The organism is Roseateles sp., assembly GCF_965229315.1.
In the GTDB taxonomy this organism is placed as follows: domain Bacteria; phylum Pseudomonadota; class Gammaproteobacteria; order Burkholderiales; family Burkholderiaceae_C; genus Pelomonas.
In genome coordinates this window covers 205,772-230,588 of sequence record NZ_CBDDJA010000001.1, presented here as the reverse complement: position 1 = coordinate 230,588, position 24,817 = coordinate 205,772, and the positions used below count along the sequence as shown (strand labels likewise).

Sequence of the window (24,817 nt, the reverse complement as noted above, 5' to 3'; positions counted from 1 at the left end):
TTCAGTCCTTGGCGATGACCAGCGTCAGGTCGCCCAGGTGCAGCCCGAGCTTGCTCATCGCGGAGCGGTTGAGGATGGTGCGGTCGTCGACGAGGAACATCCAGTCGTCCAGCGCGACATTCCAGACGCGGCCGTCCACCGGCAGCGCCAGCGTGTACGTCCAGTGGAAGGCGTTGCCGGCGGCGGCGCCCTCGGCGGGGTCCACGACGTCGTCCGCCGTGCCGCTGTAGCGGCCGCCCCCCAGCGCCTTCAGGCGCCACAGGCGCCGCTGCGTCGTGCCGTCGCTGTACTGGAAGTGCTCGTCCAGCGTGCCGTTGTCGCCCTCCCAGCGGCCCGTCATCGCCACCGTGAAGCGCTTGACGACGCGCCCGGACCGGTCCGTGAACAGGCCCTTGGCGGTGAGGTTGCCGTTGAAGAAGGTGCGCAGGTCCAGCGTCGGCGATTCGGCCGCGTAGTCCTGCACGGTGGGGCCGGCGCAGCCGGCCAGCGCGAGCGCTGCGGTGGCGAGCAGGGCCGTTCGACGTGTCGTCTTGTTCATCCGCGTTCCTTCCAGCTTGGGTTGATGCGTTCCGCGCGCCACAGCGCTGCGGCGGCGGCCAGCTTCAGCAGGCAGGGCAGGCCGCCATAGGCCCAGCCCAGGGCCTGCAGGCCGGCCGGGTCGGTGCCGCCGCTGCGGTAGCCGGCGGCGGCCAGCAGCGGCAGCGCCAGGCCTGCGGCCAGCGCCAGGTTCAGCTTGGTGGCGCAGGTCCACCAGCCCAGGTAGACGCCTTCGTCACGGCAGCCGCTGCCGCCCTGGTGAATGACGCCGGTCAGCAGCGCGCCGGGCAGCGCCAGGTCCGCGCCCAGCGCCAGGCCGCTGCACAGGCACACGGCCATGAAGGCAGCGCCGTCGCCTGCGCCCAGCCACGGCGTGACGGTGAACGCCAGCACGCTGGCCGCCATGCCGGCGCGCCACACCGGCGCCACGCCCCAGCGCCCGGCGGCGCGCACCCACAGCGGCAGGCCAATCACGGCGGCGCCGAAGTAGCCCAGCAGCAGCGCCGCCTGCCAGCCGGGCACCTGCAGCCGGTCGGCGATGAAGAAGGGCAGCAGCGTGGCCGGGATCGCATTGGCGATGCCGTTCAGCATGAACACGGCCAGCAGCTGGCGGAAGGCCGGCTGCTGCCAGGGTGATGCACCCGCCCCGGCGGCCGTGACGGGTTCTGCCGCACGCACGCGGGTCAGCCCCTGCAGGCCGGCGAGGCCCACGGCCAACAGCACCGCCAGCGCGGCGCTGGTGGCCGTCCAGCCCAGCCAGGTCGGCAGCACGCTGGCCAGCAGCACGCCGGCCAGCGTGAAACCTTCGCGCCAGCCGGCCACGCGGGCGCGCAGCTCCGGCCCGCCGCCCCAGCGCGTGCCCCAGCTCTGGTGCAGGATGCTGACGCCGCTGTAGGCCAGCGTGCAGACCATCAGCGCGGCGACCAGCCACGGCAGCACGGCGCCTGCCGGCGGCCGCCACAGCGCCGCGAACGCGAGCGCCAGCACCAGGCTGCCCAGCGCGGCGGCGCGCCAGGCGGTACCGGCGCCGCGCCGGAACAGCCGGTCGGCCAGGCGGCCCAGCGCCGGGTCCACGACCGCATCCAGCAGGCGCACGGCCAGCATCACCGCGCCCAGCGTCGCCAGCGGCACGCCCACCACCGATGCGTAGTGGTAGGGCAGGTTCACGTACAGCGGCAGCGACACGAACGCCAGCGGCGCGCCCAGCACGCCATAGGCCAGCCCGCGGCGCCAGCTGAAGTCGAAGCCGGGGGCGGTGGATGCGGTCATGGCGGCGCCGGGTTCAGCGCGTGGTGCCGAGCAGCGATTCGCGCAAGGCGGGCGCCGACGACTGCCGGGCCAGCCAGATGCCGAAGAAGAGCCTGGCGTACTCGGCGTCCGTCGTCTGCGCGGTCGGCTTGCCGTTGTGGAAGAACTGCACCTCGCCCTTGCCGTCGTTGAAGCCCAGCAGGCGGTCGTTGGCGACCACGTCGGGGAAGGCGCGCTGCATCAGCGCCAGCCAGCGCTTGGCCGTCGCGTCGTCGAAGCTGCCGACGCGGCGCATCTCGGCGACGGAGCGTTCGGCGATGGCCGCGCCTTCGAGCTTGCGGTCGTAGACCAGCTCCAGCCCGAAGGCATGGCGTTCGTAGCCGTCGGCCTCGAAGCCCGGCGCCGTCCACAGCCGCGCCTCGTACACGCGCAGGCCGAAGAAGCGCAGCACGCCGGAGCCCTGCAGGCGGGTCTGCGGCAGCAGCGCGCGCAGCTCGGTGGGCGCTTGGGGTTCGGCGATGACGTCGGACATGGCGAGTGGGCTGAGGGCTGCGGCGGCGGCGATGCGGGCCAGGGAGCGGCGGTCGGTTTTCATGGGCCAGGCTTTCGCAGCGTGAACTGCATGACATCGGTGTTGCCGGTGTCGAAGGCGGCCTCGCAGTAGGCGAGGTAGAACTGCCAGATGCGCTGGAAGCGCCGGTCGAAGCCCTGGCGCTGCACGAGGTCCAGGCGCGCCATGAAGGCGTCGCGCCAGCGGCGCAGCGTCTCGGCGTAGTCGCGGCCGAACGCCAGCCGGTTCTCGACGATGAAGCCGGCCTTGCGCGCCTCGGCCTCGAAGGCCGACGGGCTGGGCAGCAGGCCGCCCGGGAAGATGTACTGCTGGATGAAGTCGGTCGAGCGGCGGTAGCGGTCGAACAGGTCGTCGCGGATGGTGATGCTCTGGATGCAGGCGCGGCCACCCGGCTTCAGGCAGGCGCTCAGCGACTGGAAGTAGCCGGCCCAGTACTCGTGGCCCACCGCCTCGAACATCTCGATGGACACGACCGCGTCGAACGGCTCGGCCGCGTGGCGCGCCGGCAGGTCGCGGTAGTCCAGGTATTGCAGCTGCACGCGCTCGTCGAGCCCGGCGTCGCGCATGCGCGCCTGCCCCCAGCGCAGCTGCTCGGCCGACAGCGTGATGCCGGTGACCTGGGCGCGGAAGTCCCGCGCCGCGATCTCCGCCAGGCCGCCCCAGCCGCAGCCGATCTCCAGCACGCGCGCGCCCGGCGTCACGCCCGCCTCGCGCAGTGCGCGGTGCGTCTTGGCCTGCTGCGCGGCGAGCAGGTCCGCGCCGCTCGGGTCGCGGCCTTCGAACCACGCCGAGCTGTAGCTCATGCTCGGGTCCAGCCACAGGCGGTAGAAGTCGTTGCCCAGGTCGTAGTGCGCGTGGATGTTGCGCTCGCTGCCCGCCTTGGAGTTGCGGCGCATCAGGTGACGCAGTCGGTGGCCCAGCCGGCCCCACCAGCTGCCGTAGATGACGCCCTCGATGTGATCGCGGTTGGCGAGCACCAGGCGCAGCAGCTGGGCGAGGTCGGGGCTGTCCCATTCGCCGGCGATGAAGCTCTCGGCGAAGCCGATGTCGCCCGACTTGAGCGTGCGTTCGAACATCGCCCAGTCGTGCAGCTGCAGCACGCCGTGGTGCTCCTGATGGGGTGCGGCGTCGGCAGGCAGGCGCAGCAGGTTGCCGTCGGGCAGCCGCAGCTCCAACTGGCCGATGGGCAGCCGTTCGAGCAGGCGCAGCACGCGGCGGGCGGCGGCGGGCGACTGGGTCAGTTGGGGGGCGGCGGTGAGTGCGGATGGGTTGCTCATGCTTATCGGCTCACGAAATGCTGGGGCGCGCGGGGTTTGGAGAAATAAGGTGCGCGCTTCGTCCACAAACGGATCGCGTGCAGGTGGATGCGCGCCACGACGCCCAGCGTCATGAACGGCATGCCGAAGAAGGCGCGGCGGATGCTGGCGGCGTTCAGCGGGGCCAGCGCACCGGCCACGCTGGTCTGCAGCAGCGGGCCTTGCGCGTCGTGCAGGTCCACGCGCGCCAGCGTGTGGGCGGGCACGCCGGCGGCGTCGGTCTGGCGCTCGAAGCGGAAGCTGTAGTCCCCCTCGACCGCGCAGAACGGCGAGACGTGGAAGACCTTCTGCGCGGTCTGCTCGCGGCCCCAGGCCAGGTCCGGCCCCGCCAGCAGGTAGAGGTGGCGCTCGCCGAAGGTGTTGTTGACCTCGGCCACCACGGCGGCCAGTGAGCCGTCGTCGCGGTGCGCATACCAGAAGCTGACGGGCTTGAAGGCGTAACCGAGCACGCGCGGGAAGGTTTGCAGCCAGACCTCGCCGTCGGCATCCGCAATGCCTTCGCGGGCCAGCAGCTGGTCGAACCAGTCGAGCGCGTCGACGCCGCCTTCGCCGTGGTCGCGGTCGTGGAAGCTCAGCCAGCCGCGGCGGTTGCGGTTGAGTTCAGCGGCGGGCTGCGCACGCAGGCTGCGCAGCGGCAGCAGCAGGAAGTAGGTGCCGTAGCGGAACTCGTGCACGACAGGCCGCAGGCGCCTGTGCCACACGGCACCGACACCGATCAGCGGCCGGGCGGAAAGCGTCATGCCGCGCTCCGTTCGGGCTGTGGCGCCCGCGTGTTCAGCGCGGCCAGGGCGCCGTCTGCGGCCTCGAAGCCCGCGCGCAGGCCGTCTTCATGGAAGCCGTAGCCGCACCAGGCGCCGCAGAACCAGGTGCGTTGCCGGCCCTGCAGCGCGCCGATGCGCCCCTGGGCCTGCATGGCGGCCAGGTCGAACACCGGGTGGCTGTAGTCGAAGCGACGGTGCACCAGGTGATCGGCGATGGGCCGCACCGGGTTCAGCGACACGACGACGGGTTGCTCGAAGGGCAGCGGCTGCAGCTGGTTGAGCAGGTAGTGCAGGCAGACCTGCGACTGCTCGCGGGCCGCGTCGCTGGCGCGTTCGTAGTTCCAGGCCGCCCAGGCGGCGCGGCGCTGCGGCAGCGCGCTGGCGTCGCTGTGCAGCACGGCGGTGTTGGGCTGGTAGCGGATGGCGCCGAGCACGGCGCGCTCGTCGGCGCTGGCGCCGGGGTCCAGCAGCGCCAGCGCCTGGTCGCTGTGGCAGGCCAGGATGACGCCGTCGAAGACCTCGCTGCCCTGAGAGGTCAGCAGCCGCACCTCGTGCGCGGCGCGCTGGATGCCGAGGATGGGCGTGCTCACGCGCACGTCCGGCAGCCGCGCCGCCAGCCGCCGCACGTATTCGCGTGAGCCGCCGCGCACCGTGTACCACTGTGGCCGGTCGGCGATCTGGATGAGCCCGTGGTTGTGGCAGAAGCGGATCAGCGTGCTGAGCGGGAACTTCAGCGCCTGGTCGGTGGGGCAGGACCAGATGCAGCCGATCATCGGCAGCAGGTAGTCCTCGCGGAACCCCTGCCCGAAGCGGTGTTCGTCCAGGAAGTCGCCGATGGCGCCCTGCAGCGTGGCGTCGCTGCCGCGCTCGGCCAGCTCGGTCGCCAGCCGGTTGAAGCGCACGATCTCTGCCAGCATGCGCCAGAAGCTGGGCCGCACGACGTTGCGCGGCTGCGCGAACACGGTGCGCAGCGAACTGCCGCTCCACTCCAGCCCGGAGCCGTCCGGCTTGGGCACCTGCACCGAGAACGACATGTCCGAGGCCGCCGTCTCCACGCCCAGGTCCGCGAAGAGCCGCGTCAGCAGCGGATAGGTGCGCTGGTTGTAGACGAGGAAGCCCGTGTCCACCCCATGCGTGACGCCGCCCAGCGTGAGGTCGACGGTGTGCGCATGGCCGCCCAGGCGGTCATCGGCCTCGAACAGCGTGACCTGGTGACCGCCGGGGGCTGTCGCGATGCGCCATGCCGCGGACAAGCCTGCGATTCCTGACCCGACGACTGCGATTCGACGCATGGAGCACCTCTGGTTTGAACTTGCCAGATCGAAATCTGAACTGATTAGTTCACACCATAACTCAGCAGTATGAAAAATGCACCAACAAGTTTGTGACAAGCCCTTGCCGGTCTAGAATGGCCCCATGGGTGCCCGTCCTTCGATCCGAGACCAACTGCAGCGCGTACGCCAGGACGCCATCGTCAGCGCCGTGAACCGCCTGTTGGCCAGCAAGGGCTACGACGCGATGACGGTGGACGAAGTGGCGGCCGAGGCGGGCCTGGCCAAAGCCAGCCTCTACAAGCTGTTCACGTCGAAGGAAGAGCTGGCCGGCGCGGCAATGGTGGGCGTGCTGGACCGGGCGCTGGCCTTTGTCGACACGCTGCGCAGCCATGCGGACCATGCGGCAGAAGTCGGCCGGCCGCTGCCCGCCATCGAGCAGCTCAAGGCGGTCGTGCGCTGGGCGATGCAGACGCAGCTGGACGCGGAGATGCCGTCGCTGCCGGCTCACAACTCCAGCCTGAGTGCGTCGCTGCAGTCCAACGACGCCTACATGGACCGGCTGATCGCGCTCAGCAACCGGCTGAGCATCTGGATCACCGAAGCCCAGACCGGCGGGCAGCTCAACGCGCAGCTGCCGCCCGAGCTCGTGCTCTACACGCTGTTCGCGCGCGCCTGCGACCCGGTCGTCGCGCTGCTGAAGGACTCCGGCCAGTACACGCACGAGCAGATCCTGGCCTGGGTGTTGTCCACGACCTTCGACGGCCTGTCCGGGCACGGCTCGGCGACGCTGCCGGCCTGGCGGCCCGCCTAGCACGCAGAACACAGCCGCCGCAGGCGGATCGTCCACAGCATTAAGGTCGCGGCCCTGCAGTGCGGCGTCTATGGTGGCGCTCCCCTGCGGAGAGCCACGATGCGCCTTGCCTGCTTGCTGCTGCCCCTGGCCCTGACGGGCTGCTCGCACCTCAGCGTCGATGCGGACGGCACGCGACACATCGTCGGCTTCGTCGCGCTGACGCTGCCACCCGCGGTTGGCGACGTCGCGGCGGACAGCCTGCGCCTGCGCACGGTGGGCGTGGCGCTCACGCAGGGCACGCGGCTGGGTGGCGGCCTGGTGCTGGGCTACAGCGACATGACGCTGGCCGCCATCCGCCAGGACGCGCTGCTGCGCCGCGACCTGCTGCTGGACCCCATGCAGGCCCTGCAGCCCCAGCCGCAGCCCCCGCACGCCACGACCAAGGAGTGATGTCATGCCGCGCCGCCTTGTCTTCGTCCTCGTCGCCGGCCTGCTGGCCGGTTGTGCCACCCGCGACGCGGTCTTCGTGACCAAGACGTCGCTGAGCATCATCGACGCCGATGCGACGCCCGCCAGCATCAGCATTGCCTTCGACCGCGCCGAGGGCTATGCCGGGCCTCGGGCGGACGACGGCGTGGTGTATCCCGTCACCGGCTACCTGCAGACCAGCGGCAAGGGGCTGAGCCGCGAGGTGAAGCAGGTCTTCGCCGGCGGGCCGGCCGCGGCGCTGGTGCTGCAGGACGGCACCCCGCCGCCGCCCGGCCCAGCCTCGCGCTGCGACGACGGGCGCGCCGGTCCGCCGCTGTTCTTCGCCACCGGCACGACGCTGGGGCTCAAGGTCGGCTTCTCCGAGAGCGCCGGACTGCCCAACGCGTTCACGCTGGGCTACAAGCGCAAGGAGCTGGCCATCGTGCCGGTCAGCGCCAGTTGCCATCCCGCGGTGCTGGCCAGCATCGACAGCGATGCCGGTGCGCGCGCGGTCGCCACCGACGCCAAGGCGAACCTGGCGGTGACCCAGTACTTCGCCACCGGCAAGGCGGCCGAGGCGCTGGCGGCGCGGCCCGAGATCCGCAGCCTGTTCCGCAAGAACGCCGAGGCCGCGATGGGCGACGTGGCGGCCTTCAACGAACGCGAGCGCCGGCAGGGCCGGCTGGCGCTGGACGTGCTGGCCTGCGCCGGCAGGGTGCCCGAGGGCGCCTTCGGCCGTGTCGTCAACAACGCCGAGGACCTGGGCCTGTTCCCGGATGCTGGCGCTGCCACGCGCATCCGCGCGGCCACCGGCATCGCCGAGCAGCGGCGACTGTATGGCGAGCTGCTGTCGCTGCGGGTCGGCGACAGCGACGCCTTCGGTGACGCACTCGCCTTCCACAAGCAACGCACCTGCGCGCTGGCCCAGCCGCAATGACGAGGAGACCGCCATGCCGACTTCCATGAACGTGCCGTGCGACCGCTGCGATGAGTTCCGCCAGCGCTTCGAGGCCGCCGGCTACCGCGTGCTGGGCTGCACGCCCGCCGCCAACGGCCTGTGCACGCTGAGCTACGAGTGGCCGGCTGCCGTTGCCGCCGTCGCCGCGCCGCTGGCCGCCGCTGCTGCGGCACCGCCTGCGGCCAGCCTCACGCCCACGCAGGGCCTGACGGCACGTGCCATCGTCAACCTGTTCGAGACCGGCCGCGTGCTGGGCGACTACGGCCAGGTCACGGTGATGGCCAACGACAAGGGCCGCCTGACCTATGGCCGGTCGCAGACCTCGCTGACCTCGGGCAACCTGTACGAGCTGCTGGCGCGCTACTGCGCGAACGCCGGTGCGCGCTTCGGCACGCGGCTGCAGCCCTGGCTGCCCGCCCTCCAGCAACAGGCCCCCAGCGTGGACGTGGACGCGCTGCTGCACAACCTGCTGCGGGCCTGCGCCGACGACCATGTCATGCGCGAGACGCAGGACGCGTTCTTCGACGAGGTCTACTGGACGCCCGCGCTGGCCGCGGCGCGCCGGCTCGGCCTGCGCACCGCGCTCGGTGTCGCCGTCGTCTACGACAGCCTGATCCACGGCTCCTGGGCGCCGTTGAGCAAGCGTGTCAACGACGAGCAGGGCAGCGTCGATGCGCTCGGCGAGGCCGCCTGGGTGGCGGCCTACGTGAGGACGCGTCGCGCCTGGATGGCCGGCAACAGCAACCCCAGCCTGCGGCCCACGGTGTACCGCATGGACGCTTTCCAGCGCCTCATCGACCAGGGCTATTGGGGCCTGCCGCTGCCGTTGGTCGTGCGTGGGCAGGAGATTTCGCTGGCCAGCCTGAACGCCACGCCGCCCAACTGCTACGACGGCCCGCAGCCCGGCAGCCGCGTGGTGGGCCTGGCGGACCCGTTGCAGCGCGGCCTGGACGTGCGCCTGGTGCAGCTCGGCCTGTCGCAGCAAGGCCTGGACATCGTCGCCGACGGCGTCTTCGGCCAGACCTCGCAGCGGAGCGTGAAGGAATACCAGATCGCCCACGGCCTGGCCGCCACCGGCATGGCCGATGTGGCGCTGATCGCGACGCTGGCCGCCTGACGCCCGCGTCAGTCGAACTCGCGAAGCAGCTTGAGCGTGTGTTCCTGGCTGAGGTTGAGCAGCTCGGCGATGTCGTGCAGGTCGTCCGGCAGGGCGGCGTCGTCCCAGCCACGCGCCGTGTGGCGCGCGAGCCTGACGGCCAGGTAAACACAGCGCACCTTGGGATTGCGCACCTGCTTGTCGTCGGTGATGCGCGCCAGCAGTTCGGGCAGGTGCCAGTGGTGCATCAGCGCCTGCTCCAGGTCGGCCAGTTCGATGCCCAGCACCTGGCGCTGCGCCGCGGCGCTGCGCAGCGCGCGGTCGGCCTCCTGCAGCGCGGCGATCTGCAGCGCCAGCGCCGGCGCGTGCACCCACAGCAGCATCTCGGCGAAGTCATGCAGCAGTGCGGCGCTGTGGATGACGGCCGCGTCCGGGTCGGCCCGGTGCGCCGCGAAACCCAGCGCAAAGCGCGACGAGCGCTCGGCCCGCTGCATGACGCGCGACAGGCCCAGCAGTGCTTCGTGGTGGTCAGCGAGGCTGTCTTCCAGCGTGGGCTGCGGGCCGAAATCGCGGAAGAACGGCGTGATGCCCATCAACACCAGCGCGGAGGTCACCGTCTCGGCGTCGGTCATCAACCGGCCGCGGCGCTGCTCGCTGGCGTGCGCCAGCACCTTCAGCGACATCAGCGGGTCGGTCGCGATCATCTCGCCCAGGCTGTTGGCGTCCACGTCGTCCTCGGTGGCACGCATGTGCTCCAGCGACTCCGCGGTTTCGGCCAGCACGGGGATTTCGGCCCGGGCAAAGGCCTGCACCCAGGCATCCAGCGCGGGCAGCGGGGCAGTCAGTCGCAGGCGATCAGCCATGGTCTGCCGATCCTAGGACGAAGCGGGGTCGCATGTTCATCACATGCGACCCCTGTTTGCGGCTCAGTTCACAGTCTGCGCACGCCCTCCAACTGGGCGCTCAACTGGCCGTCGATGTAGAGCGCCCCTTCGGGCGCGCCGGCTTCGGCGTAGAACTCCAGCTGGTTGCGGGCGCGGCGGCGGCGGTAGGCCGGCGAGAACACCAGCCGGATCGCGCGGGCGGCGCGCTTGATGCGGCGCCAGCGGCGGGCCCAGGCAGCGTGGGTTTCGGCGGCGTCGGGGCCGCGCAATTCGATCAATCTCATGAGGGTCTCCTTGGCACCTGGCCGGCCCTCATGACATGGATGAGGGCGCGGGCGGTGCTCGCGTGTCAGGGGCTGTCGTCCGGGAAGCGTTCGCGCAGCAGGTGCCGCAGGTCCAGGCGGGCTTGCTGGCGCTTGGCCTGGGCGTCCTTGGGGCTCTGGTGTCGGCCGGCCTGGCGTTTGAGCGCCGGCGCGACGAGCGGATTGCGCGGCTTGCGCAGGGTCAGTTGCAGGGGGCGGGGAGAGGTGAACTGGGGCATGGCGTGCTCCGGTGGGTGCCGCGCGCGGCGCGACGGGCAATGCAGCGGCTCGACCCGGGCGGGTCAGCGTTTGCGGTGACAAAGGGGTTGTCCGGGGCGTGCGCTTCGAGGCAGGCGGGCCGGGCGGCTGGAGGCTATCGGGGTGTGCGACCTCGCCCTGTTGCGGGGGACTTCAGCAACAAGACTTGCGCAAATGATAAACAAACGTTGCTCTTGCGCAAGCGGCTTTTATCCAACACCCCCTAACGTGGGGCCCGCCTTGCGTCCACTCACGGATGAGCAGATCGATCTGCGGTTCGTGAGTGCCGAGTGGTGCTCAGCGCTTCCTGGGCTTCAGCGGGGCGATGCCGGCCTGCAGCCTGCGCCACTCGTCCAGTTCGTCCTGGGGCGTGCGTGCGGCGGGCTTGGTGGCCGGCGGGGGTGCTGGCGTGGCGGCAGGGGTCAGCACCTCGCCGAGCAGGTCCAGCAGGCGCGTGCGGGCGCGCTGCGGGTGGCGGCGGTAGTAGGTCAGCACCAGGCCGACGATGAAGCGCTCGTCGTCGTCCTGCGGCAGGCTGTCGCTGCTGCCCCCCGCCTGCGCGGGCGCTGACGCTCCGGCGAGGGCGCGCCTGTCCATGCCGGGGCCGCCCGCCGTGGACGTCGGCTCGCGGCCTTGGGACGGCCCGGAGCCCGCATCGAGGTGATCCAGGTCCATCCAGCCCGGCGGCTTGTGGCAGAGCTGCTCAAACTGCCGCGCCAGGCGCTCACCGATCTGGCGCGAGCGGCCCTTGATCTGGCTCCAGTAGCTGGGCTGGATCTGCAGTCGTTCGGCAAAGCGCCGCTCCAGGCCGCGCAGGACGGTGGCATCGGGGTGTTTGACGGTGGCGCTGACGAACTCTTCGAACAGCCGCATCGCGTTGTCCAATCGGATCTGCGCGACGTCGCGGGGGGCGGCGGACATGGGCTGGATGATAAATCGATCTTTAGCTGGCGCCGTCACTCTGCAAACGCGCGCCGTCCAGTGACGCGCCGACGTTGACGGATCAACTCATTGGGGTTCTCCTGTCCCTGCGCTTGGGGATATTGGATAACCATCTAATCTGTAGACTAAGCGTCATAAAAGCGTCGGTCATGTTTCGATTCGAAATCTATTTGCAATCTGCATGTGGAAGAATATGTTGAGCAAAAATTCCTCCTTACTTGTTGGTGCTATATTGGCCGGCTTGATGGTTGGATATGCCGCCCCAAGAGTGCATATGAAAATGCAGGTGCGCCATCAGTTGGGCGATTACGCCGCCTATTTCCCTGCAGCCGACGTCCGTGCGATCGTGTATGGAACACAGGACTGCAGTTTTTGCCGCCAGACTCGCGAATATCTTAACAAGAAGGGTGTTCGCTACGTCTTTGCCGATGTACAAAACTCTGCGGAGGCCGCGGCTCAACACGCGAAACTTGGCGGTGGGCCGGTGCCGGCAACGCTGATAGGGAATCGCCGCGTGCAGGGCTTTTGGATCGAGGAGCTTGATGATGCGTTGGGAGCCTCGAACAGTGGCCATTGACAGTTTTGAATGCGCTGCTGGCGTGCGCTTAAACGCCAAATTTAACTACAATCAAGGAGCGTTATGAAAAAGATCATTGCAATTGCAGTTTTTCTTTCCTCGGCGGTTACTGCCGCATTTGCTTATCCGCCGGACTTCTATTTCTGCAACCGCGCCTGTATTGAATTTGCCGGCCCCCGCGGGTCGCCGGAATATCAGGAGTGCATGCTTGAGTGCATGATGGGTTGAACGAATAACAAGGCTCCGCAAGGAGTCTTGTTTTTTACAGCGGCCCGATCAATCAGGATCATTGCTCGGGCGATAGGCTCCCACCAGTGCCGCCTGCATGTTCGGCGGCACGGCCTCGTAGTGCGACAGCAGCAGCGTGTAGCGCCCTTCGCCCGCCGTCATCGCATTCAGCCGCGACTGGTAGTTGGCCAGCTCGGCCAGCGGCGCCAGGCCTTGCACGACGAGGCTGCCGGGCACTGCGGCGCGAGTGCCGTTGACCTGGCCGCGTCGCGCGGCGAGGTCGCCCGTGATGTCGCCGATGGCATGTTCGGGCGCCGTGATGCCCACCTGCACGATGGGCTCCAGCACCAGCGGCCGGGCTTCGCGCACGGCGTCCATCAGCGCGCGGCGGCCGGCCGTGACGAAGGCGATCTCCTTGCTGTCGACGGCGTGGTGCTTGCCGTCATAGACCGTCACGCGCAGGTCCACGAGCGGATGGCCGGCGATGACGCCGCTGGCCAGCGCCGAGCGCACGCCCTTCTCGACGGCCGGCATGAACTGGCCCGGGATGGTGCCGCCCTTGACGGCATCGATGAACTCGAACCCGGCGCCGCGCGCCAGTGGCTCCACGCGCAGGTAGACCTCGCCGAACTGCCCGGCGCCGCCGCTCTGCTTCTTGTGGCGATAGTGGCCCTGGGCCGGCGCGGACACCGTTTCCCGGTAGGCGATGCGCGGCGGCGCGGTGACGATCTCGCCCCTGTAGAGCTCGCGCAGCCGGTCCAGCAGCAGGCGCAGATGCAATTCGCCCAGGCCGTAGACCAGCGTCTGGTGCGTCTCGTGGTTGCCGTCGATGCGCAGGCAGGGGTCTTCGTCGACCAGGCGGGACAGCACCTCCCACAGCTTCTGCTCGTCGCCGCGGCGCGCAGGACTGAGGGCGACGCCGTGCACCGGGGTCGGAAAGTCCAGCGGCTTCAGGTAGATGTGCTCGTCCTCCTGCGCGTCGTGCAGCACGGCGTCGAAGGCGATGTCGTCCACCTTGGCGATGGCGCACAGGTCGCCGGGCAGGGCCTCGTCCACATCCACATGCCTGGCGCCCTGCAGCATGAACAGGTGGCCCACGCGGATGGGCTTGCGGGCATGCCCCACGAACAGCAGGCCGCCCTTGGCGATGCGGCCCTGGTGCACGCGCAGCACGCCCATCTTGCCCAGGTAGGGGTCGGCCACGATCTTGAACACGTGGGCCAGGACATGGGCGGTCGGGTCCGGCGCGGCAGGGTAGGGCTGTGGTTCGCTGCCCTTGCCCGCGAGCGGATTGAGAAGGAACGGCGGCGGGTTGCCTTCGGCCGGGTTGGGCATCAGCAGCTCGATGACGGACAGCAGCTCGCCGATGCCCGCGCCCGTGCGCGCCGAGCAGAAGCACACCGGGATCAGGTGGCCCTCGCGCAGCGCCTGTTCCAGCGGCGCGTGCAGCTCCTTCGGGTCGACGTCGCCGTCGGTCAGGTAGCGGTCGACGAAGGCGGCATCGACCTCGACGACCTGCTCCACCAGCGCGCGGTGCGCGTCGGCGACGGATGAGAAATCGGCCTCCCGTCCTGTCAGGTCACGGGCCGCGAAGAAGCAGTCGGCGACGCGCTTGGCGCCGTCGACCGGCAGGTTCAGCGGCAGGCATTCCTTGCCGAACACCTCGCGGACCTGCGCCAGCAGCGCGGCCAGGTCCACGCCGGGCGCATCGATCTTGTTGACGACGATGAGCCTGGCGAGCCCGCGTTCGCCGGCAGAGGCCAGCATGCGCTGGGCCATCAGCTCGATGCCGTTCTGCGCGTTGATGACGACGAGGGCCGTGTCCGCCGCCTCCAGCGCCGGCAATGCCTGGCCGACGAAATCCGGCGCGCCGGGCGTGTCGATGGCGTGCACGCGGAGGCCGTCGTGTGTGAAATGCGCGAGGCTGGACTGCAGCGAGTGGCCCAGGCGCTTCTCCAGGGCGTCGTGGTCCGAGACCGTGCTGCCGCGCTCGATGCTGCCGACCTGCGGGATGGCGCCGGCGTGCTGCAGCAGCGCTTCGAGCAGCGTCGTCTTGCCGGCCGCAGCGGGCCCGACGAGCGCGACCGTTCGGATCTTGCTCACTCGTGAATCCAGGCTGGCGCTCATCGGACTCTCCTCGTGTCGGGCAACCAGCGTAGAAGAAGCGTGGCGGCACGGCAAGGGCAGAATGATTTCCATGCAAGCCCGCCTCGCCGCCCTCTCCATCGCCCTGCTCGCCGCCACGGCCCAGGCCCAGACCGACCGCGCACCGGCCGACGAGCTGCAGGCCATGCTGGCCGAGGTCAGCCCGGCGCGCATCGAGGCGCGCATCCGCAAGCTGGTCGGCTTCGGCACGCGCCACACGCTGTCGGACATCGGCTCCGACACGCGTGGCATCGGCGCCGCACGGCGCTGGATCACCGCGGAGCTGTCGGCCTGCGCCAAGTCGGCGGGCGGGCGGCTGCAGGTGGAGGAGCAGAGCTTCATCGAGCCCGCCGGCAACCGCGTGAACCAGCCGACCGAGCTGGTCAACGTCGTGGCGACACTGCCCGGCCGCGGCGCGTCCAAGGGCCGCACCCTCGTCGTCAGCGGCCACTACGACTCGCGCAACAGCGACGTGATGGATTCGCTGGGCGAGGCGCCGGGTGCCAACGACGACGCCTCCGGCACCGCCGCGGTCATGGAGCTGGCTTGCGTCATGGCCAGGCGCCAGTTCGACGCCACGATCGTGTTCATGGCCGTGCCGGGCGAGGAGCAGGGGTTGCTGGGCGCCGCGCAGTGGGCGCGCGAGGCGCGGGCGGCCAACGTCAACGTCGAAGCCATGATCACCAACGACATCGTCGGCAGCTCGCGCGGCGACGCGGGCCAGCATGACCCGAAGCGGCTGCGCCTGTTCGCCGACGGGCTGGACCCGCTGGTGCGGCTGCTGACGGCCGCTCAGGCCAACCGCCCGCCCGGCGACGCGGACGCGCGGTCCATCGCCGCGATGCAGGCCGAGTTGCTGCCGCTGCTGCAAGCCGGCGGCAGCGAGGACCTGCCCACCCACCAGCTCGGCCGCCACCTGAAGGCCGCGGCTGAAAGCGCGATGCCCGGCTTCACCGTGCAGCTCATCCAGCGCCGCGACCGCTACCTGCGCGGCGGCGACCACCTCCCCTTCCTCGAGCGCGGCTATGCGGCGGTGCGCTTCAGCGAGCCGTTCGAAAACTTCGCCCACCAGCACCAGAACCCCAGGACCGAGAACGGCGTCGTCTACGGCGACCTGCCCGAGTTCGTCGACTTCGGCTACGTCGCCGATGTGGCGCGTGCCAACCTGGCGGGCCTGGCCACGCTGGCCTGGGCGCCCGCGCCGGTCAAGGACGTGCGGCTGGATGCCCGCGAGCTGACCAACGAGTCCACGCTGGAGTGGCAGCCCAGCGACGACCCCGAGGTGGCCGGCTACCGCATCGTCTGGCGTGACACCGACTCGGCCGCGTGGCAGCAGTCCAAGGACGTCGGCCGCGCCACGCGCGTGACGCTGCCGGTGTCCAAGGACAACGTCGTGTTCGGCGTGCAGGCCGTGTCGAAGAAGGGCTACGCCGGCCTGGCGAGCTTCCCGCTCCCCAGGCGCTGAAGCGCGCGATCAGCGGTGGTCGTGGCGGCGGTCGTCGTCACGGCGATCGTCGTGGTCATGACGGTCGCGATGGTCATCGCGGTCGTGGCGACGGTCCGGCGGCGGGCCATGGCGTTCGCGGCGGTCCTGGCGGACGGCCACGTTGTGGCGGTACCAGTTGTCCTCCACGAAGTAGACCTGCGCGCCGCAGGCGTTGTAGCGGTAGCAGTTGTGGCGCCAGTCGCGGCGGTGGGCCGGCGGCACCCACAGGTAGACCGGTTCACGGTAGGCCGGCCGGCCGATGATGACCGGTTGCGGCGCGACCAGTACCGGCTGGGGGAAGCGGCCAATGTCCACGCGGCCATAGGCGCCCGGCTGACTGAAGCCGATGGACACGCCCACGTCGGCGGCTTGGGCCGCAGGCGCGGCGGCCGCGCCGGCCAGTGCGAGCAGCGCGGGCGCGAGCACGTGGGTCAGGGGGGGATGGGCGTTCATGGTTTCTCCTGGCAGCGCGGCGTGTGCCGCTGTGTCCAGTGAACGCGGCTGACCGGTCGTCGGTTGTCAGCGTGCGGCAGCGCCGACTGTAGGACGAGCCGTGCCGGTTGCGAATGCGGCGTTGTCTTACAAGTGGTTGCCTGAGGAACCGACGGTATCGCGGCATGCTGTTCGGCAATCTGCCGGGTCTTGGCGCAGGAGCATGCTTGATGAACGAACCCCTGCTCGGGCAGGAACCGGCTGCAGCCGCAGTGATGGCCGCGCATGTCGCGCTGGCGCAGAACGCGCGTTTCCTGGAGCGCAGCAGCCGCCTGGCCGGCGTGGGAGCCTGGGAATGGCAGGCGGACACCGAGCGCCTGACGTTGTCCGATTCCGCCTGCGAACTGCTGGGCCTGCCGGCCCGGCAGGTGCCGACGCTCGCTGCGGTGCTGCAACGCTTCGGTCCGGATGGCGCGGCCATGCTGGGCGCGGCGCTGCAACGGGCGGCTGCCCGGGGCGAACGCTGGGATGTGGAGCTGCCCTGCGACGCCGGCGAGCGCGGGCGGCGTGTGCTGCGCGTCGTCGGCGGGCCCGACGAGGACGATGCGCACCGTGTCGCCGTCGTCATGCAGGACGTCACCGACGCGGCCGGGGTGCGCGCCGAACTGGAGCAGGCGCTGGACCGGCTGGCGTTGGCGACCCACAGCGGCGGCATCGGTGTCTGGGACCTGGACCTGCGCGCGGGGGAGTTGGTGTGGGACGACGCGATGTGGCGCCTGCACGGCGAGGCGCCGCATGGCCGCGGCCTCGGTCTGAAGCATTGGCGTGCGCGCCTGCACCCGCTGGATCGGCGCCCGGCGCTGGACGCCTTGCGCGCCGCGCTGGCGGGCCGCGCGCCGCTGGAAGGCGAATGGCGCGTGCGCTGGGTCGACGCCAGCGAGCACGTGCTGCGCATCAGCGGCCGCGTGCTGCGCGACGCCGCCGGCCGGCCGCTGCGGCTGGCCGGCGTCTGCTGGGATGTCAGCGAATCGCGGCGGCTGCAGCAGCAGCTGGAAGAGCAGCGCGAGCTGCTGGAGGTGACGCTGCAGTCCATCGGCGACGCCGTGCTGACGACCGACGCGCTGGGCCGCGTGACGTGGCTGAACCCGGTCGCGCAGCGTCTGACCGGCTGGGCGGCGGCCGAGGCGCGCGGCCAGCCGGCGCGCGTCGTCTTCCGCGCGCAGCGCGAGGACAACCAGCAAGTGCTGCCCGATCCGGTGCAGCGATGCCTCGCGACCGGCAGGCCCACGCGCCTGCCGGCCGGCGCCGTGCTGGTGGGCCGGGATGGTGACCTGCGCGCCGTCGACGATTCGGTGGCGCCCATCCGCAACGCCGATGGCCACGTGCTGGGCGCGGTGCTCGTCTTCCGCGACGTGACGCAGCAGCGCCGTCAGTTCGACGAGATCCGCTGGCGCGCCAGCCACGACGGGCTGACCGGCCTGGTCAACCGCAGCGAGTTCCAGCAGCGGCTGGCGCGCACCTTCGAGCGCGCGCAGCGCGACGGCAGCCACCATGCGCTGCTGGCGTTCGACCTGGACCGCTTCAAGCTCGTCAACGACCACTGCGGCCATGCCGCCGGGGACGCGGTGCTGCGCGAGGTGGCCAAGCGGCTGGAGGCCGGCGTGCGCGGCCGCGACACCGTCGCCCGCCTGGGGGGCGACGAATTCGCGGCCATCCTGGAGAACTGCTCGCTGGACGAAGCGCTGCACGTGGCGCAGAAGCTGTGCGACACGCTGGACCAGTACCGCTACGTGCACGGCGAGCAGCGTTTTCGCATCGGCACCAGCATCGGCGTCGCGCCGCTGGACGGTCGCTGGGCCGACGCCGAGGCGGCGCTGCGCGAGGCCGATGCCTGCTGCATGATCGCCAAGGAGCAGGGCCGCAACCGCGTGCAGGTCTGGGCGCCGGACGACGCCACGCTGCGCGCCCACCAGAGCGAGCACCGCTGGGCCACGCGGCTGCAGCAGGCGCTGGACGAAGACCGCTTCGAGCTGGACCTGCAGCGTGTGCTGCCGGTACGCGGCCAAGCCGACGACGGCCGGCTGCGCGGCGAACTGCTGCTGCGCCTGCGCGAGCGCGACGGCACCCGCGTGCTGCCGGGCGCCTTCATCCCGGCGGCCGAGCGCTTTCACCTCGCGCCGCGGCTGGACCGCTGGGTGCTGCGCCAGGCGGTGGCGCTGCTGCAGCGTCGCGGCGCGCCGGAAATTGCGTCGCTGGCCGTCAACCTGTCCGCGCTGACCTTGCAGGACGCCGCCTTCCACGAGGAGGCGCGCACGCTGCTGACCTCGCTGGGTGCGCAGCGCGCGTCGGCGCTGTGCCTGGAGATCACCGAGACGGCCGTCATCACGCAGCTCGACGTGGCGGCCCGCTTCATCCAGCAGATGCGGGCGCTGGGTGTGCGCATTGCGCTGGACGACTTCGGTGCCGGGGCGTCGTCGTTCGGCTATCTGAAGGCGCTGCCCATCGACATCCTGAAGATCGACGGGCAATTCGTGCGGCATCTGCTCGTGGACCCGCTGGACCAGGCCGCCGTGCGCAGCTTTGTCGACGTGGCGAGAACGCTGGGCATCTCGACCATTGCGGAATGCGTGGAGACGCCCGAGGTGCTGGGCGAGCTGGCCCGCATGGGCGTGCACGACGTGCAGGGGTTCCTGCTGCACCGCCCCCAGCCGCTGGCCGAATTGCTGACTGTGGTGGAGGCGACCGCGTCGGCGGCGATGCCTCTTTAGCGGGTGGGTTGCAACTGGCGCGGCGCCAGGTCGGCGCGCGCCGGTTGCTGGTGGTCGTGGTCCGCCACGCCCGGCTCGGCCTGTGCGAACACGTTGGCCTGGGCAGGTGGCTTGGGCTGCATGTCCCGGCCATCGGCCACGGCGCGCAGCGACACCTGCAGGCCGCGTGCAAGCGTGTCCTGCCAACGGCTGAGCGTCTCGCCGGCCTGGCGCATCGCGCCGCTGAGCTGCACATCCAGCGGGCGCGGGTCGTCGGCAGCGTTCAGCCCTGCGTTGGCCAGCAGCGCACCGAGTGCAACGACGGCGGCCAGAACCCGCACGCCGCGGCGCGAACGCGGCGGCGCCGTGTCGGCGGCAGCGTCATGCGCGGCCAGCGGCATGTGCGGGTGCGCGCGTCGCAGCGGCAGGCGGATGTGCCAGCCATCGGCATGCAGTGATCTGGGGAATTGCATCGGGCTCTCCTCGCGCACGCTGGGCAGACCGCTCCTGACGGAGCACGGCGGCAGTGTGGATGTCACCGCGACCGCGGCGTGTCGGTCCAGCCAGATTCGGCGTGTAGGACTTCAGGAAGCCGCGGCCGGGCCGCCCAGCGCCCCGGGCACGGTCGCCGGCGGCTCGGGCTCGGGCGGCGCCTGTGGCCGGGCGGGCAGCCGCGCCAGCACCAGCGTGCCCCGGCCGGGGGACGACAGCAGCTGCAAGGTGCCGCCCAGGCTTTCGATGCGGTAGCGCATGCCGATCAGCCCGTGGTGGCCGGCGCCGACGGCGTCGGGGCTGAAGCCCTGGCCGTCGTCGCGGATGCTGAGCTGCAGCCAGCCGTCGGCCTCGCCCAGCGACACGCGCACGTTCCTGGCCTTGGCGTGGCGCATCACATTGGTCAGCGCTTCCTGCACGAGGCGGTACAGCGCCAGTCGGTCGGCCGCATCGGCGTTGGCGGCTTCGGTGAGTTCCAGGCTGAGCTGCAGGCCGGAGCGCTGCGCGAACTCGGTCGTCAGGATCTCCAGCGCCGGGATCAGGCCCAGGTTGGACAGCGCCGAGGGGCGCAGGTCCTCGATGATGCGGCGCTTGAGCGCGATGCCCTGGTCGAGCAGCTCCGCCATGTGCAGCAGGCGCTCGTCGATCTCGGGCGCGGTGGTGCGCGTCATGCGCCGGATGCGCGCGACGTCCAGCTTGGCGGCCGTCAGCAGCGCACCGAGTTCGTCGTGCAGCTCACGGGCCAGGTGGGCGCGCTCGTCCTCGCGCACGGTTTGCAGGTGTCGCGCCAGTTCGGTCAGCTCGGCGGTGCGGCGCGCCACCTCGCGGTCCAGCCGGTCGCGCTCCTGGGCCAGCGCCTGCGAATGCTCGCGCCGTGCCGAATGCAGGGCTTCGTTGCGGCGCAGGAAGATGGCCAGGCCGATCAGGCTCATCAGCGTGAGCCCGTGAACGCCCAGGCGCCCCCAGGTCAGCGAGCGGTAGACGGCCTCGCGCTCGCGGGCGATCTGGGCGAGTTCGTGGTGGTCGAGTTGCGAGACGGCGTCGCGCACCGCCTGCATCTTCTCGCGGCCGATGTCGGATTCGACCAGCCCTTGCCACGCGGTCGAGGCGCCTTCGCGGTAGAGCTTGACGACGAGTTGCAGCTCCGACAGTTTCTCGTTCGCGCGGCGGCTGGCGTCGACGACCAGCACCTCCCATTCGGAGCTGGCGTACTGGCCGCGCAGCCGCGTCAGCACGTCGGGCAGCTCGCGCACGGCGGTCTGCAGCGGCCCGAGGTAGTCTTCGCGCCCGGTCAGCAGGAAGCCGCGCTGCGAGGTCTCGGCATCGGTCAGCAGTTCGCGCAGCCGCAGGCCGTCGTTGCGGGCCAGGTGGCGGGCTTCGGACTTGTTCAGCGCCTCATCGGCACCCCAGAACGCTGCCTCGCTGACACCCATGACGGCGGACGCCGCCAGCGTGACCAGGCCGATGGCCACGCCGCGGTTGCGGCGTGCGGAATCCAGCAGGGGATGCAGGCGGATCAGCAACCGGCGCCTCAGTTGGCTGCGGCGGGCGGGGTGCCGGCCTGCTCGGCCAGTTCGGCACAGTAGGTGATGAGGTCGTCCAGCTCGTGGCTCTTGTCGAACACCCGCTCCGCGCCGAGGCTTGCACAGCGGCGGCGCATTTCATCGGTCGCGTAGTTGGTCAGCACGACACGCCGTGCACGCACGCCGAGTTGCTGGGCGGCCTGCAGCACGCCCAGTCCCGTGCCGGAGCGCAGGAACACGTCGACGATGAACAGGTCGGCATTGGCGTCGGGATCGCGGCTCATCCATCGCACCGCACCGGCTTCGTCCGGCACCGATCCGACGACCTCGACCTGCGCCAGCTCTTCCAGCGTGGCGACCAGGTTTTCCAGGATCACCGGGCTGTCTTCGACGATGAAGGCTTTGAGTGCTGGCATGGCCCGACGTGGAAAGGCGGCAGTCGCGTGGATGGGGATCAAGTATGAACCGCTTCCGGGACACGCCGCCTGGATCTGCAGCGCGTCGGCGTGTAGGACTTCTCCTAGGGAGAAGCCCTGAGATCGCTCAGGGGCGAACGACGATGTCGTTGCGCACGCCGACGACGCCGGAGGTTTCGCGGGCGAGCTTCTCGGCCACCGAGCGTTCGGCCGTGCTCTTGGCAAAGCCGGACAGCTGCACGGTGCCCTTCAGCGTTTCGACGCTGATGGACATCGCGCTGACCGTCGGGTCGGCGGCGAACTTGGACTTGACGCGGGTGGTCAGCGTCGCGTCGTCGATGTAAGCGCCGACAGTTTCCTGGTCACGGGTGACGGCGCAACCGCTGGTTGCAGCAAAGGTGGCCACGAGGGCGGTGGTGACGGCAACAGAGACGATGGATTTGTTGAGCATTTGGATCTCCTTTCAACATTTTCAAAAGGCGACCACTTGGCCGCTGGAATGCACTATCGCCTTGGGGATTGACGCGCCGCCTAGTCCCGCATCGCGGCTCGCTGTCGGACGCCGCCTGCGCCGTTGTAGGACGGGCAGCAATCGCGCACCGCGTGGCGCACTGCTACGCTGGCAGCACCCCATACAACCGCTTCAGCCCATGATCCGCATCGGCATCGTTGACGACCACGCCATCGTGCGCACCGGCCTGCGCCAGTACCTGTCCGACCATGTCGACCTGCGCGTCACAGGGGAGGGTGGCAGCGGCCACGATGCGCTGGAGATGGCGCGTGGTGGCGAGGTGGACGTGCTGCTGCTGGACATCTCGATGCCCGACCAGAGCGGCGTCGATGCGCTGGCGGCCATCAAGGCGCGCTTCCCCGAACTGCCAGTGCTCATCCTCAGCGGCTTTCCCGAGGCGCACTACGCGACCACGCTGCTGCGCCAGGGCGCGAGCGGCTACCTGAACAAGGAGTGCGATCCCGAGGAGATCGCCAACGCGATCCGCCTGGTCGCGCGCGGGCGCCGCTACATCAGCCCGGCGGTGGCCGAGCAACTGGCCGACAGCGTCGTGGGCCATGGCGGTTCAGGCGCGATGCCCGACAAGCCGCTGCATGAAGCGCTGTCGGAGCGCGAGTTCCAGGTCTTCCTGCGGCTGGCCCAGGGCGAGACGGTGGGACACATCGCCGAGGCGCTGTTCCTGAGCGTGAAGACAGTCAGCACCTACCGCACCCGCGTGCTCGAGAAGCTCAAGCTGCAGACGAACAGCGACCTGACGTACTACGCGCTGAAGAACGGCCTGATCCAGTAGAGCGACCCGCGTGGCTGCGGGTTCGCGGTCATCCGGCCGCCCCTCATTCGACGGCTTTCATGCGACCGCCTTGACGGACGCGATCACGTCATGGCGGCGTGCCGCGGGCGGTCAGTTCGCCCAGTGGCCCGGTTCAAAAGCCGTGTCGTCACCGAGCATCCAGGGCTGGGCGGACTCATAGCCCAGCACATGGTCCACAGGTGCGGCGGCAGGCGTCCACCAGCGCGTCAGCGCCGACAGCAGCGGGCGCTGCGGGCGCTGCTCCGATGACAGGTCCTGGGTTTGCATCGCGTCATTGACCATGACTGGGCTCCGGCTGAAGGTTGACCGTAGCATCCCCGGCGGTACCCGCACGGCCTATCGGCCGGTGGCGACATGGGCCGTCGGATTAGGCCTACAACGCCCGCCGTTTCAGCCGGCCAACGCGGCGTCCAGCAACCGCGCCGCCTGCGGCAGGGCCACGGTACCCAGCAGGTGGCCGCTGCCGCCGAACCGGGTCGAGACGAAGGCGTCCGCCGCGTCGGTGGACGACTGCTGCCGCATCAGCAGCGCCTGCGCGCACAACACCAGGCCCTGGGCCACGCGACGCGCCTGGGCCTGCAGCGCGGCGGGGTCGCCGGTCAGCAGCCGGCGCAGCAGGCGCACCTCGGCCTGCACGGGCGCATCGGGGCTGGCGGCGAACCCGTCCAGCAGCGCCAGCGCCACGTCGGGCTCGCGGGCCACGGCACGCAGCACGTCCAGCGCCATCACGTTGCCCGAGCCTTCCCAGATCGAGTTGACCGGCGCCTCGCGGTACAGCCGCGCCAGCACGCCGTCTTCCACGTAGCCGTTGCCGCCCAGCAGCTCCATGGCCTCGCCGGTGCATTCGACGGCGCGCTTGCAGACCCACAGCTTGGCGGCCGGCGTCATCAGCCGCTGCCAGCCGGGCTCGTCCTGCTCGAAGCCGCGCGCCAGCCGCAGCATCAGCCGCATCGCGGCCTCGCTCTCCAGCGCCAGGTCGGCCAGCACGGTCTGCATCAGCGGCTGCTCCGCGAGCCGCCGGCCGAAGGCGTGGCGCTCCCGCGCGTTGTGCAGCGCCTGCACCAGCCCGGCGCGCAGCAGCGCCGCGCTGCCGATGACGCAGTTCAGCCGCGTGTAGCCGGCCATCTCGATCAGCGTCGGGATGCCGCGGCCCTCGTCGCCCAGCCGCTGCGCCCAGGCGCCGTGGAACTCGACCTCGCTGCTGGCGTTGCTGCGGTTGCCGAGCTTGTCCTTGAGCCGCATCACCTGGATGGCATTGCGCGCGCCGTCCGGTGTGTAGCGCGGCAGCCAGAAGCAGGTCGGGCCAGCCCCGGTGCGCGCGAGCACCAGGTGCGCGTCGCTGCCGGGCGCGGAGAAGAACCACTTGTGGCCGGTGATGGCATAGCTGCCGTCGGCCTGCTCGGCGGCTTCGGTCGTCACGCGGCGCAGGTCGGAGCCGCCCTGCTTCTCGGTCATGCCCATGCCGACCCAGATCGAGGCCTTGTCGGCGATGGGCGCCTCGCGCGCGTCGTGCTCGCGGGTGAACAGCTTGTCGCGCAGCGGCGCGAACAGCTCGGGGTGCTGGCGCAGCACGGGAATGGCGGCCTGTGTCATCGTCGCGGGGCACAGCGACCCGGCCTCGACCTGCCCGTGCAGGTAGCAGCCTGCCGCGAAATGTGACCAGCGGCCCGGCGTGTCGGTGGCGAACACGTCGCCCACCAGGCCCTGGCTGCGGTACAGCGCCAGCAGTGCATGCCAGCTCGGATGGAAGTCGACGAGGTCGATGCGCCGGCCGCGGGCATCGAGCTGGCGCAGCGTGGGGCCGAAGCGGTTGGCGTCGCGCGCGAGCTGCGCCACCTCCATGCTGCCCAGGTGCGCGCCGTACTGCGTCAACGGCGCGACGGCCTGGGGCGCCGCGTCGTGCAGCGCGGCGACCAGGGCGGGGTCGGTGGTCAGCAGGTTGTGGCCCAGCCACTCGTCGACCAGGTTGGCGGGGGTGTCGGTCTGGGGCATGGTGCGTGCCGGTGATGAGCCGGTGCCCATCATGCGTCATGGCCGCGCG

27 protein-coding genes are annotated in these 24,817 nt (G+C 70.6%); 9 read left to right on the top strand and 18 right to left on the bottom strand.

Annotated features, from left to right (window positions below; genetic code table 11):
• Position 1 precedes the first annotated feature (1 nt).
• From ACO07H_RS01080 to ACO07H_RS01055, 6 genes are read right to left on the bottom strand one after another with little or no spacing between them, the layout of a single operon-like run.
• Complete coding sequence (locus ACO07H_RS01080) at positions 2-538, bottom strand: DUF3833 domain-containing protein (protein WP_422010221.1); 537 nt, start codon at positions 536-538, stop codon at positions 2-4.
• Complete coding sequence (locus tag ACO07H_RS01075) at positions 535-1,806, bottom strand: MFS transporter (RefSeq protein ID WP_422010219.1); 1,272 nt, start codon at positions 1,804-1,806, stop codon at positions 535-537. The genes ACO07H_RS01080 and ACO07H_RS01075 overlap by 4 nt, the downstream gene beginning before the upstream one ends.
• A 13-nt stretch (positions 1,807-1,819) precedes the next feature.
• The gene (locus ACO07H_RS01070) at positions 1,820-2,380 is read right to left on the bottom strand and encodes a chalcone isomerase family protein (protein ID WP_422010217.1); all 561 of its coding nucleotides are present in this window, start codon (positions 2,378-2,380) and stop codon (positions 1,820-1,822) included.
• Positions 2,377-3,633, bottom strand: coding sequence for a class I SAM-dependent methyltransferase (locus ACO07H_RS01065; protein ID WP_422010215.1), 1,257 nt, complete (start codon positions 3,631-3,633; stop codon positions 2,377-2,379). The genes ACO07H_RS01070 and ACO07H_RS01065 overlap by 4 nt, the downstream gene beginning before the upstream one ends.
• Positions 3,634-3,635: 2 nt before the next feature.
• Positions 3,636-4,412 carry a DUF1365 domain-containing protein gene (locus ACO07H_RS01060; RefSeq protein ID WP_422010213.1) on the bottom strand — a complete coding sequence of 259 codons (777 nt, stop codon included), beginning with the start codon at positions 4,410-4,412 and terminating at the stop codon, positions 3,636-3,638.
• The gene (locus ACO07H_RS01055; RefSeq protein WP_422010211.1) at positions 4,409-5,725 is read right to left on the bottom strand and encodes an NAD(P)/FAD-dependent oxidoreductase; all 1,317 of its coding nucleotides are present in this window, start codon (positions 5,723-5,725) and stop codon (positions 4,409-4,411) included. The genes ACO07H_RS01060 and ACO07H_RS01055 overlap by 4 nt, the downstream gene beginning before the upstream one ends.
• Before the next feature lie 124 nt (positions 5,726-5,849).
• Here ACO07H_RS01055 and ACO07H_RS01050 point away from each other — a divergent pair, with 124 nt between their 5' ends.
• The 4 genes from ACO07H_RS01050 to ACO07H_RS01035 all read left to right on the top strand — a co-directional run bounded on the left by ACO07H_RS01050 (position 5,850) and on the right by ACO07H_RS01035 (position 9,043).
• Positions 5,850-6,518 (top strand): TetR/AcrR family transcriptional regulator, encoded by a 669-nt coding sequence (locus ACO07H_RS01050; RefSeq protein WP_422010209.1) that lies wholly within the window; start codon positions 5,850-5,852, stop codon positions 6,516-6,518.
• Positions 6,519-6,617: 99 nt separating this feature from the next.
• Positions 6,618-6,950 carry a hypothetical protein gene (locus tag ACO07H_RS01045; protein ID WP_422010207.1) on the top strand — a complete coding sequence of 111 codons (333 nt, stop codon included), beginning with the start codon at positions 6,618-6,620 and terminating at the stop codon, positions 6,948-6,950.
• A gap of 4 nt (positions 6,951-6,954) precedes the next feature.
• Positions 6,955-7,905 carry a hypothetical protein gene (locus ACO07H_RS01040; protein WP_422010205.1) on the top strand — a complete coding sequence of 317 codons (951 nt, stop codon included), beginning with the start codon at positions 6,955-6,957 and terminating at the stop codon, positions 7,903-7,905.
• 13 nt (positions 7,906-7,918) lie between these two features.
• A complete protein-coding gene (locus ACO07H_RS01035) occupies positions 7,919-9,043 on the top strand; it encodes a chitosanase (protein ID WP_422010203.1) in 1,125 nt (374 codons plus the stop codon).
• A gap of 8 nt (positions 9,044-9,051) precedes the next feature.
• Here ACO07H_RS01035 and ACO07H_RS01030 read toward each other — a convergent pair whose 3' ends face one another.
• The 4 genes from ACO07H_RS01030 to ACO07H_RS01015 all read right to left on the bottom strand — a co-directional run bounded on the left by ACO07H_RS01030 (position 9,052) and on the right by ACO07H_RS01015 (position 11,387).
• Positions 9,052-9,885 (bottom strand): HDOD domain-containing protein, encoded by an 834-nt coding sequence (locus ACO07H_RS01030; RefSeq protein ID WP_422010202.1) that lies wholly within the window; start codon positions 9,883-9,885, stop codon positions 9,052-9,054.
• Positions 9,886-9,953: 68 nt separating this feature from the next.
• Positions 9,954-10,190 (bottom strand): hypothetical protein, encoded by a 237-nt coding sequence (locus tag ACO07H_RS01025; protein WP_422010200.1) that lies wholly within the window; start codon positions 10,188-10,190, stop codon positions 9,954-9,956.
• 65 nt (positions 10,191-10,255) lie between these two features.
• Positions 10,256-10,447 (bottom strand): hypothetical protein, encoded by a 192-nt coding sequence (locus tag ACO07H_RS01020; protein WP_422010198.1) that lies wholly within the window; start codon positions 10,445-10,447, stop codon positions 10,256-10,258.
• A gap of 316 nt (positions 10,448-10,763) precedes the next feature.
• Positions 10,764-11,387: a hypothetical protein gene (locus ACO07H_RS01015; RefSeq protein WP_422010196.1), complete on the bottom strand. Its 624-nt coding sequence runs from the start codon at positions 11,385-11,387 to the stop codon at positions 10,764-10,766.
• 217 nt (positions 11,388-11,604) lie between these two features.
• On the opposite strand from ACO07H_RS01015, the gene ACO07H_RS01010 reads away from it, so the two are divergent.
• Together ACO07H_RS01010 and ACO07H_RS01005 are read left to right on the top strand one after the other, a co-directional pair.
• Positions 11,605-11,985 (top strand): glutaredoxin family protein, encoded by a 381-nt coding sequence (locus tag ACO07H_RS01010; RefSeq protein ID WP_422010194.1) that lies wholly within the window; start codon positions 11,605-11,607, stop codon positions 11,983-11,985.
• 63 nt (positions 11,986-12,048) lie between these two features.
• Positions 12,049-12,213 (top strand): hypothetical protein, encoded by a 165-nt coding sequence (locus tag ACO07H_RS01005; RefSeq protein ID WP_422010192.1) that lies wholly within the window; start codon positions 12,049-12,051, stop codon positions 12,211-12,213.
• A 48-nt stretch (positions 12,214-12,261) separates the two neighbouring features.
• Here the strand turns inward: ACO07H_RS01005 and fusA are convergent, their stop codons facing one another.
• Positions 12,262-14,340 carry an elongation factor G gene (gene fusA, locus ACO07H_RS01000; RefSeq protein WP_422010190.1) on the bottom strand — a complete coding sequence of 693 codons (2,079 nt, stop codon included), beginning with the start codon at positions 14,338-14,340 and terminating at the stop codon, positions 12,262-12,264.
• Positions 14,341-14,410: 70 nt separating this feature from the next.
• Between fusA and ACO07H_RS00995 the strand changes: the two genes are divergently transcribed.
• Positions 14,411-15,823 carry a M28 family metallopeptidase gene (locus tag ACO07H_RS00995; RefSeq protein ID WP_422010188.1) on the top strand — a complete coding sequence of 471 codons (1,413 nt, stop codon included), beginning with the start codon at positions 14,411-14,413 and terminating at the stop codon, positions 15,821-15,823.
• Between the two features lie 9 nt (positions 15,824-15,832).
• Here the strand turns inward: ACO07H_RS00995 and ACO07H_RS00990 are convergent, their stop codons facing one another.
• Positions 15,833-16,297, bottom strand: a complete 465-nt coding sequence (locus tag ACO07H_RS00990) for a hypothetical protein (protein WP_422010186.1) — start codon at positions 16,295-16,297, stop codon at positions 15,833-15,835.
• Positions 16,298-16,506: 209 nt separating this feature from the next.
• On the opposite strand from ACO07H_RS00990, the gene ACO07H_RS00985 reads away from it, so the two are divergent.
• A complete protein-coding gene (locus tag ACO07H_RS00985) occupies positions 16,507-19,044 on the top strand; it encodes an EAL domain-containing protein (protein ID WP_422010184.1) in 2,538 nt (845 codons plus the stop codon).
• Here ACO07H_RS00985 and ACO07H_RS00980 read toward each other — a convergent pair.
• The 4 genes from ACO07H_RS00980 to ACO07H_RS00965 form a co-directional block, all read right to left on the bottom strand.
• The gene (locus tag ACO07H_RS00980; RefSeq protein WP_422010182.1) at positions 19,041-19,496 is read right to left on the bottom strand and encodes a hypothetical protein; all 456 of its coding nucleotides are present in this window, start codon (positions 19,494-19,496) and stop codon (positions 19,041-19,043) included. The genes ACO07H_RS00985 and ACO07H_RS00980 overlap by 4 nt on opposite strands.
• A gap of 111 nt (positions 19,497-19,607) precedes the next feature.
• Positions 19,608-21,038: a CHASE3 domain-containing protein gene (locus ACO07H_RS00975; protein ID WP_422010180.1), complete on the bottom strand. Its 1,431-nt coding sequence runs from the start codon at positions 21,036-21,038 to the stop codon at positions 19,608-19,610.
• Positions 21,039-21,046: 8 nt separating this feature from the next.
• Positions 21,047-21,454 carry a response regulator transcription factor gene (locus tag ACO07H_RS00970; protein WP_422010178.1) on the bottom strand — a complete coding sequence of 136 codons (408 nt, stop codon included), beginning with the start codon at positions 21,452-21,454 and terminating at the stop codon, positions 21,047-21,049.
• 127 nt (positions 21,455-21,581) lie between these two features.
• Positions 21,582-21,905 carry a BON domain-containing protein gene (locus ACO07H_RS00965; protein WP_422010176.1) on the bottom strand — a complete coding sequence of 108 codons (324 nt, stop codon included), beginning with the start codon at positions 21,903-21,905 and terminating at the stop codon, positions 21,582-21,584.
• Between the two features lie 199 nt (positions 21,906-22,104).
• Here ACO07H_RS00965 and ACO07H_RS00960 point away from each other — a divergent pair, with 199 nt between their 5' ends.
• Positions 22,105-22,755, top strand: a complete 651-nt coding sequence (locus ACO07H_RS00960) for a response regulator (protein WP_422010174.1) — start codon at positions 22,105-22,107, stop codon at positions 22,753-22,755.
• 111 nt (positions 22,756-22,866) lie between these two features.
• Here ACO07H_RS00960 and ACO07H_RS00955 read toward each other — a convergent pair whose 3' ends face one another.
• A complete protein-coding gene (locus ACO07H_RS00955) occupies positions 22,867-23,043 on the bottom strand; it encodes a hypothetical protein (protein ID WP_422010172.1) in 177 nt (58 codons plus the stop codon).
• Positions 23,044-23,166: 123 nt separating this feature from the next.
• Positions 23,167-24,768, bottom strand: a complete 1,602-nt coding sequence (locus ACO07H_RS00950; RefSeq protein ID WP_422010170.1) for an acyl-CoA dehydrogenase family protein — start codon at positions 24,766-24,768, stop codon at positions 23,167-23,169.
• Positions 24,769-24,817: the final 49 nt, after the last annotated feature.